Raw genomic sequence first — 1,759 nt, 5'->3', positions numbered from 1 at the left:
TCCGGACCATCATCGTCTCCGATGCCGGTTGCGTAGGCGTTGTCGAAATACAGCCCATGCTCTTCGGCGTGCTGGAGCAGCATTTCCTGGACCGCGTTGCCGCGAGCGTCACGAAGGAATTCCTCGGTGACGTTGCTGCGTGCGGAACTCTTGAAGTTACGAACACGCACACGCTCGAAGGAACCAATCTTCTCGTTGTACGCGCCGGATTCGGCAGTGAACGCATCACCTTCGAGGGAAATCCTCGCGTTGACGCGCTGGAGTTCGACATCGTTGCTGTAGGTACGAACAGTAAGTTGCTGCCGCAGAACAGCCAACTTCGGCAACTTCCGGATCATCTGCGCAAGAAGATCGACCGGAATGCTTGCACCCGTGATCGGATCGCCATTGCCATCGACAGACGTAAACGTGGCATCAGAACCATCCGAGCCACCACCAAGCGGGTTGGCTCGAACGTCAGGGTTGCCACCAGTGATCTTGATCTCGGTGCCGTTCATCTCGAACCGATACCGGCGATCTTCGCGAGGAGCGGTGCCCGCACCAGGCGTGAAACCGAAAGACGGCTTCTTGACGATGGCGGACATCTTTTCGCGTGCCTCGGCACCACGAATCTGCGTGTCCATTTCGGCGAGGCGAGCCTCACCCTTTTCGAGAAGTTCGATCGACTCAACGTCGTCGATGCTGTCGTTGCGGAGCAGGATGTCGTTCATCTTGCCCGCGAGTTCGTCCCGCTGCTCGCGGAGACTCCGTGCGTCGTCCATTGGAGGACTCCTAAGTAAGACGGGACGTTGCGGACCCGTAGGCCCCCGCAGTCACCAAACTGAGTTCGACCAGGCGAGCCGCCCGCACCGTGCGGACGCTCGGACCTGATCGACGGTGTTGCCAAGTGTCGCCATCCTCAGCAACGATGAAACCCACTGACACGGATCCGTCGAAGTCGCCTCGTTCGAGTGCTTCGATCACGTCCTGCCGACAATCCGGGAGGTCGCATTCAAATCCGAGTCCATTCTCTCGCTCTTCGAATCGAAGAGTCCCCGCGCCTGTTCTTGCAAGCGGTACGCCGCCTGGATTGTGCTGGATGAACATCGAGACCGAGTCGTCGATCTGCATCGCACGAGGCTCGATCTTTTCGCGGTATGCGCGCGGGCGGTCGCGAAGGATGACGGAGAGACTGCGGTACGGGACCGCGATGCCCTCAATCGTCCGAGTCGATCCCGCTCGCGTCTTCGTCAGCGCTTCCGCTGGCATCATTCGGCGTTCGATCTTCATCAGCAGCCATTTCCTGATTCTGCTCCACCGGGAGCATGTTGGGACCAATTAGAATCTCGTCACCACCTTCGATCGGGGTGTAACCCATCATCGAACGTGCTTCGTTTCGGGTCATGATGCCCGATTGAATCGCGGTCTGGATTGCTCCGACCTGTTCGCTGAACGTGCCGCGAATCAGCGGAGCAGTGTCGAACCAGACTCGGTATCGCTCGCCGGAGTCGCGGCCTGGAAGCAACTTGAACCCGAGTTCGGTCTGGATCGACGCAAGGTATGACCCGAGGCAAGTGTCAACGTAAGCACGCGACATCTCGCTGGTCTGTTCCTGCGTCGAGTTCTCAAGGTTGTACAGGTACTGAGGCGGAACCCCGTACATCTGCGACACCTGGTTGATCGTAAACCGGCGAGCCGCGATCCAATCTTGGTCAGTAAGTGACTGACCGACCTGCTTCACGTCGGATTCGGTATGCACCACGATCGGACGAAGCATTCC

3 protein-coding genes are annotated in these 1,759 nt (G+C 58.7%); all 3 read right to left on the bottom strand.

Annotation, left to right across the window (positions count from 1 at the left end):
* The coding region (locus tag GY725_13010; GenBank protein MCP4005107.1) for a phage major capsid protein at positions 1-710 on the bottom strand (710 nt) is incomplete at its 3' end.
* Positions 711-771: 61 nt separating this feature from the next.
* The gene (locus GY725_13005; GenBank protein ID MCP4005106.1) at positions 772-1,269 is read right to left on the bottom strand and encodes a hypothetical protein; all 498 of its coding nucleotides are present in this window, start codon (positions 1,267-1,269) and stop codon (positions 772-774) included.
* A partial coding sequence (locus tag GY725_13000; GenBank protein MCP4005105.1) for a phage portal protein occupies positions 1,196-1,759 on the bottom strand: 564 nt, incomplete at its 5' end. The genes GY725_13000 and GY725_13005, both read right to left, overlap by 74 nt.

The sequence above is a fragment of the bacterium genome (assembly GCA_024226335.1).
Classification (GTDB): Bacteria; Myxococcota_A; UBA9160; order SZUA-336; family SZUA-336; genus JAAELY01.
The sequence above is the reverse complement of the archived record's forward strand: the minus strand, read 5'-3'. Positions and strand labels throughout refer to the sequence as shown.